At 72.9% G+C, this 6,821-nt stretch carries 4 protein-coding genes; 2 read left to right on the forward strand and 2 right to left on the reverse strand.

What is annotated here, in order from left to right:
• Positions 1 to 7 precede the first annotated feature (7 nt).
• A complete protein-coding gene (locus HN013_RS23490; protein WP_171169425.1) occupies positions 8 to 2,302 on the reverse strand; it encodes an FdhF/YdeP family oxidoreductase in 2,295 nt (764 codons plus the stop codon).
• A gap of 130 nt (positions 2,303 to 2,432) precedes the next feature.
• On the opposite strand from HN013_RS23490, the gene polA reads away from it, so the two are divergent.
• Both polA and HN013_RS23500 read left to right on the forward strand, forming a co-directional pair.
• Positions 2,433 to 5,276, forward strand: coding sequence for a DNA polymerase I (gene polA / locus HN013_RS23495; protein ID WP_171169426.1), 2,844 nt, complete (start codon positions 2,433 to 2,435; stop codon positions 5,274 to 5,276).
• Positions 5,277 to 5,439: 163 nt separating this feature from the next.
• A complete protein-coding gene (locus HN013_RS23500; protein ID WP_171169428.1) occupies positions 5,440 to 5,631 on the forward strand; it encodes a hypothetical protein in 192 nt (63 codons plus the stop codon).
• A 13-nt stretch (positions 5,632 to 5,644) separates the two neighbouring features.
• Here the strand turns inward: HN013_RS23500 and HN013_RS23505 are convergent.
• Positions 5,645 to 6,821 (reverse strand): ATP-dependent helicase C-terminal domain-containing protein (locus tag HN013_RS23505; RefSeq protein ID WP_283247664.1); only part of this gene is annotated, 1,177 nt, incomplete at its 5' end.

The following is a 6,821-nucleotide window of genomic DNA, read 5'->3' on the forward strand; positions in this document are numbered from 1 at the left end:
TTTGTTATCAGGTGGTGCCGCTGGGGCGCTCAGTGGGTTCGAGTCGGATGACGACGGACTTGCTCGCCGGGGTGTTGCTCCCGTCGGCGGTGTGGTCGAGCGGGACCAGGACGTTGGTCTCCGGGTAGTACGCGGCCGCGCAGCCGCGTGCCGTGGGGTAGTGGACGACGCGGAACCCCGGGGCCCGCCGCTCGGTGCCGTCGGTCCACTCGCCGACGAGGTCGGCGTACGAGCCGTCGGCGAGCCCGTGGTCGCGGGCGTCGTCGGGGTGGAGGAGGACCACCCGGCGGCCGTTCCTGATGCCGCGGTAACGGTCGTCGAGGCCGTAGATGGTCGTGTTGTACTGGTCGTGGGAACGGAGGGTCTGGAGGAGCAGGCGGCCCTCCGGGACGTCCGGGAACTCGACGGACGCGGCGGTGAAGTTGGCCTTCCCCGTGGTGGTGGGGAACGTGCGGCTGTCGCGGGGCGCGTGGGGGAGGGTGAAGCCCCCGGGACGGGCGACACGGGCGTTGAAGTCCTCGAAACCGGGGACGACACGGGCGATGCGGTCGCGGACGGCGCCGTAGTCCTCCTCGAACCGCTCCCAGGGCGTGGCACTGGTGTCGCCCAGGACGGCGCGGGCCAGCCGGCAGACGATGGCGGGCTCGGAGAGCAGGTGCGGGCTCGCGGGCTCCAGCCGGCCGCGCGAGGCGTGGACCATGCCCATGGAGTCCTCGACGGTGACGAACTGGTCGCCGCCGCGCTGCCGGTCGCGCTCGGTGCGGCCGAGGGTGGGCAGGATGAGGGCCCGCGCGCCGGTGATCACGTGGGAGCGGTTGAGCTTGGTGGAGACGTGAACGGTGAGGCGGGCGCGGCGGACCGCCGCCTCGGTGACGTCGGTGTCGGGCGTGGCCGAGACGAAGTTGCCGCCCATGGCGAGGAAGACCTTGGCCCGTCCGTCCCGGAGCGCCCGGATGGCGCGGACGACGTCGAGCCCGTGCTCGCGGGGCGGGGCGAAGCCGAACTCCCTCTCCAGGGCATCGAGGAAGGCCGGGGCGGGGCGTTCGAAGATGCCCATCGTGCGGTCGCCCTGCACATTGCTGTGCCCGCGCACGGGGCAGACACCGGCGCCGGGGCGGCCGATGTCGCCGCGCAGGAGGAGAAGGTTGACGATCTCCTTGATGGTGACGACCGCGTGCTTGTGCTGGGTGAGGCCCATCGCCCAGCAGACGACGGTGCGCCGGGAGGCGAGGACCATGCGCAGGGCCGCGTGGATCTCCTCCCGCGTCAGGCCGGTGGCGCGCAGGGTCTCGTCCCAGTCGGCCGTGCGGGCGAGGGCGGCGAACTCCTCGAACCCGTGGGTGTGTTCGCGGACGAAGTCCGTGTCGACGGCGCCCTCGGTCTCCAGGACCAGCCGGTTGAGGAGGCGGAAGAGGGCCTGGTCGCCGCCGAGCCGGATCTGCAGGAACAGATCGGTGAGGGAGGTGCCGGCGCCGGCGAGGCCGCGGGCGTTCTGCGGGTTCTTGAACCGCTCCAGCCCGGCCTCCGGCAGCGGGTTGACCGTGATGATCCGCGTGCCGCCGCGCTTCGCCTTCTCCAGGGCGGAGAGCATCCGGGGGTGGTTCGTCCCCGGGTTCTGCCCGGCGACGATGATCAGGTCGGCCTTGTAGAGGTCCTCCAGCAGGACGCTGCCCTTGCCGACGCCGAGGGTGTCGGTGAGGGCGGAGCCCGAGGACTCGTGGCACATGTTCGAGCAGTCCGGCAGGTTGTTGGTGCCGAACTCGCGGGCGAAGAGCTGGTAGAGGAACGCGGCCTCGTTGCTGGTGCGGCCCGAGGTGTAGAAGACGGCTTCGTCGGGGGAGTCCAGGGCGCGCAGCTCCCCGGCGATGATGTCGAAGGCCCGGTCCCAGGTGACCGGCTCGTAGTGGTCGGCGCCCTCGGGCAGGTACATCGGCCGCGTGAGGCGGCCCTGCTGGCCAAGCCAGTACCCGCTGCGGCCGGCCAGGTCGGGGACGGAGTGCGCGGCGAAGAAGTCCGGGGTGACGCGGCGGAGCGTCGCCTCCTCGGCGACGGCCTTGGCGCCGTTCTCGCAGAACTCCGCGGTGTGGCGCTTCTCCGGCTCGGGCCAGGCGCAGCCGGGACAGTCGAAGCCGTCCTTCTGGTTGACCTTGAGGAGGGTGAGCGCGGTGCGCCGGACGCCCATCTGCCGCTGGGCCGCGCGCAGTGAGTGGGCCACGGCGGGGAGCCCCGCCGCCGCGTGCCGGGGCGCGCCGACGTCCGGAGCGTCCTGGACGGGGTCGCCGGTCGGTGGTGTGCCTGCCATCTCGTACCCCCTGGAGCGGTGAGGCGGTCGCGGGTATGCCTGCCTCGACGATCCTGTCACGAGGCACTGACAACCGGTGCCCGCGGTGGTGTGGCGGGGATTGTCAGTGGGTCGTGGCAGGATCGGGGGCGTGGCAGCAAAGGCATCGAAAACACCGTCCGACGCGACCGAGCCGACCGGCACCGAGGCAGCCGGGGGAGGTCGTCCCCGCCTGCTCCTGATGGACGGGCACTCCATGGCGTACCGGGCGTTCTTCGCGCTGCCCGCGGAGAACTTCACGACCTCCGGCGGCCAGCCGACCAACGCGGTGTACGGCTTCGCGTCGATGCTCGCGAACACGTTGCGTGACGAGAGCCCCACGCACTTCGCGGTGGCGTTCGACGTCTCGCGCAAGACGTGGCGCTCCGAGGAGTTCGCGGAGTACAAGGCGACCAGGTCGAAGACCCCCGACGAGTTCAAGGGCCAGGTCGAGCTGATCGGCGAGCTGCTGGACCATATGCGGGTGCCGCGGTTCGCCGTGGACGGGTACGAGGCCGACGACGTCATCGCCACGTTGACCGCGCAGGCCGAGGCGCAGGGCTTCGAGGTGTCGATCGTCACCGGCGACCGGGACTCGTTCCAGCTGGTCAGCGATGCCGTCACGGTGCTGTACCCGACCAAGGGCGTCTCGGAGCTGACCCGCTTCACGCCCGAGAAGGTCATGGAGAAGTACGGCCTCTCGCCCGCGCAGTACCCGGACTTCGCGGCCCTGCGCGGCGACCCGTCGGACAACCTGCCGGGCATCCCGGGCGTGGGCGAGAAGACCGCCGCGAAGTGGATCAACCAGTTCGGTTCCTTCGCCGAGTTGGTGGAGCGGGTCGAGGAGGTCAAGGGCAAGGCCGGGCAGAACCTGCGGGAGCACCTGGAGGCGGTCAAGCTCAACCGCCGCCTGACCGAGATGGTGCGCGACGTCGAGCTGTCGACGGGCCCGGAGGGGCTGGTCCGCGAGGCGTACGACCTCGCCGGCCTCGGGGAGCTGCTGGACCGGCTGGAGATCCGCAACCGGAGCCTGCGCGACCGGCTGTGGGGGACGGACCCGGCCGCGGTCGTCGAGGAGGCCGCCGAGGAGCTGGAGATCGAGCTCGACGGCCGCATGCTGGGCCCGGACGAACTGGCCGTGTGGCTGACGGACATCCCGGCGGACGTACCGGCCGCGGTGGTGGCCGGCTACGACTGGAAGCTGGGCAGCGGAGACGTCCGCGAGGTCGCCCTCGCCCTGCCGGACGACCGGGCCTGCTGGTTCGTGCCGGAGGAGCTGTCCGAGGCGGACGACAAGGCGTTCGCCGCCTGGCTGGCCGACGCGGACCGCCCCAAGGTGCTGCACATGGGCAAGCGCGTCGTCCGCGTCTTCGCCGAGCGCGGCTGGCGGGTCGAGGGCGTCACCATGGACACCGCCGTCGCCGCCTACCTGGACGAGCCGGGGGCCCGGCCCTTCGAGACGGACCCGCTCAACCGCCACCGCCAGAAGCGGGCCGGCAAGGTGCGCTTCAACAAGGGCAAGCGCCAGCTCACCGAGCTGGAGGTGCTGGTCGAGGACAAGCTCGGCCGCACCCTGCCGCGCGTCGACCCCGACAAGGCCGAGTCGGGCCAGCAGGCGTTCGACTTCGAGGGCACCGCCGACAAGGAAGCGGCCGAGAAACTGATGGTCGAGGCCCGCGCGGTGCTCGACCTCGGCGTCTTCTACGAGCGGAAGCTGGCCGGCACGGGCGCCCTGGAGCTCATGCGGGACCTGGAGCTGCCCGTCGGCGACCTGCTCGTCGCCATGGAGCGCGAGGGCATCGCGGTCGACCGCGCCCGCCTGGAGCGGCTCTCCGAGGAGTACCTGGGCGAGATCGAGCAGGCGGTCGCCGAGGCGCACCGCGCCGCCGGCCGCGAGTTCAACCTCTCCTCGCCCAAGCAGCTCCAGGAGATCCTCTTCGAGGAACTCGGCCTGCCCAGGACCAAGAAGATCAAGACCGGTTACACCACCGACGCCGACGCACTGGCCTGGCTCGCCGCCCAGACGGAGAACGAGCTGCCGGTGGTCCTGCTGCGCCACCGCGACCGGGCCAAGCTCCGGACCACGGTCGAGGGCCTGATCAACAACCTGGCGGCGGACGGCCGGATCCACACCACCTTCAACCAGATGGTGGCGGCCACCGGCCGGCTGTCCTCCACCGACCCCAACCTGCAGAACATCCCGGTGCGCACCGGCGACGGCAGCCGCATCCGCCGCTGCTTCGTCGTCGGCGAGGGCTTCGAGTCGCTGATGACGGCCGACTACAGCCAGATCGAGCTGCGCGTCATGGCCCACCTGTCGGAGGACGAGGGCCTGATCGAGGCGTTCACCTCCGGCGAGGACCTGCACACCACGGTCGCCTCGCAGGTCTTCGGCGTGGCCAAGACCGAGGTCGACCCGGAGATGCGCCGCAAGATCAAGGCCATGTCGTACGGCCTGGCCTACGGGCTGTCGGCGTTCGGCCTCTCCCAGCAGCTCGGCATCTCCCCGGGCGAGGCGGGCGGCCTGATGGACACCTACTTCGAGCGGTTCGGCGGGGTGCGGGACTACCTGCGCCGCGTCGTCGAGGAGGCCCGCGCCACGGGCTACACCGAGACCATGCTCGGCCGTCGCCGCTACCTGCCGGACCTCAACAGCGACAACCGCCAGCGCCGGGAGATGGCCGAGCGGATGGCGCTCAACGCCCCGATCCAGGGCACCGCCGCCGACATCGTCAAGATCGCGATGCTGCGGGTGGCCGAGGCCCTGGAGAAGGAGGGGCTCGCCACCCGGATGCTGCTCCAGGTGCACGACGAAGTCGTGCTGGAGGTCGCCCCGGGCGAGCGCGAGAAGGTCGAGGAGCTGGTCCGCCGGGAGATGGCCGGGGCCGTGAGCCTACGGGCCCCGCTCGACGTGTCGGTCGGCGTCGGAGGCGACTGGGAATCCGCCGCGCACTGATCAGGAGCAGTGTGCCGCCCTTCCCCGCACCGTTGGGGGAGGGCGGCACTGTCACTCCCCTGGGAGATCGTTGTGCAAATGCCGGTGGGATGTCACACGATGGAGGGAAACCCGAACGGCCGGCCCCCGGGTCAAGGGGACCGCTGAGCAGAGGAGGCTCGCCGTGAAGGAGAGTCCCGAGGACGCATCCACGACATCCCGGCCGCGGCGGTTCTACACCGGTGGCGAGCGGCCCTTCGACCCCGAGGACCTGGTCATGGCCTCGGGGCACGACGTCACTCCGAAACGGGTGGAGGCCGCCAGGCGGCACATCGAGGAGAAGGGGGCGGCGGCGCTGGAGCGCTACCTGCCCTGACCGGGCGACGCCCTCAGCGGCGCCGGGCGTTGGCCCGCCGGGTCGGCTCCGCCGTCGACGGGTCCTCCGGCCAGGGATGGCGCGGGTAGCGTCCGCGCAGCTCGGCCCGGACCGCCCGGTAGCCGTCGCGCCAGAACGAGGCCAGATCCGCCGTGACCGCCGCCGGACGCCCGGCCGGTGACAGCAGGTGGACCAGGACGGGCACCCGGCCGCCCGCCACGGCCGGGGTCCGCCGCAGACCGAAGAGCTCCTGGAGCTTGACGGCCAGCACGGGCTGCCCGCTCCCGTAGTCCACCCGGATCCGCGAACCGCTCGGCACCTCGATGCGCTCGGGCGCCAGCTCGGCCAGCCGGGCCGCGTCCCCGCTCGCCCATGGGAGCAGCCGCTCCAGCGCCGCACGGGCGTCCACCCGCTCCAGATCGGCGCGCCGTCGCGCCGCGTCTAGCTCCGGGCCCAGCCACACGTCCGCGTCCGCCAGCAGCGCCTCGTCCGAGACGTCCGGCCAGGGCGCGCCCAGTTCCCGGTGGAGGAACGCCAGCCGTTCCCGCAGGCCCGTCGCCTCCGGACCCCAGCGCAGCAGCCCCGGCCCCTCCGTCCGCAGCCCCTCCAGCAGGGCCGCGCGGACGAGGCCGCGGTCCGGGGAGGTCAGCGGCGCCGAGGCCAGCTCCACGGCGCCCAGCCGTGTCACGCGCCGGGCCACGACGTCCCGTCGCGCGGTGGACCAGCGCACCTCCTCGCCCTCGGCGAACAGCGCTGCGGCCGTCGCCCGGGCCGTCCCCTCGTCGATCACCGCGGCCAGCCGCACCCGCGCCGACGCCGCGGCGACGGGCCGGTCGGCCACCGCCACCGCGAGCCACGGCGCGCTGCGCAGCCGGGAGCCGTCGCCCAGATCGGCGCCGGTGCCCGACACCATCAGGAACGAGCCCTCGCCGCGCGCCCGCGCCACCCGCTCGGGGAACGCCAGCGCGGCGACCAGGCCCGCTGCGGCGTCGTCGGCGAGCGGCGCGCCACCGGACCGGGCCGCCGGACGGTCCGTCGCGGCCCCGCGCAGCGCGGACTCCAGCCGCCGGGCCTCCGCCCGCCAGCGGGTGCCGTACGCGTCGCCGCCCCGGCGCGCGGCCCGCCACGCGCCCGCCAGATCGTCGCCGTACTCGCGCGGCGGCTCCTCGCTCAGCAGCGCCACGATCTCC

The organism is Streptomyces sp. I05A-00742 (genome assembly GCF_013055795.1).
Classification (GTDB): domain Bacteria; phylum Actinomycetota; class Actinomycetes; order Streptomycetales; family Streptomycetaceae; genus Streptomyces.

What these genes read in the sequence shown, in the direction of transcription:
- HN013_RS23490 (WP_171169425.1), bottom strand. Translation starts at nt 2,302, where the DNA reads ATGGCAGGCACACCACCGACCGGCGACCCCGTCCAGGACGCTCCGGAC.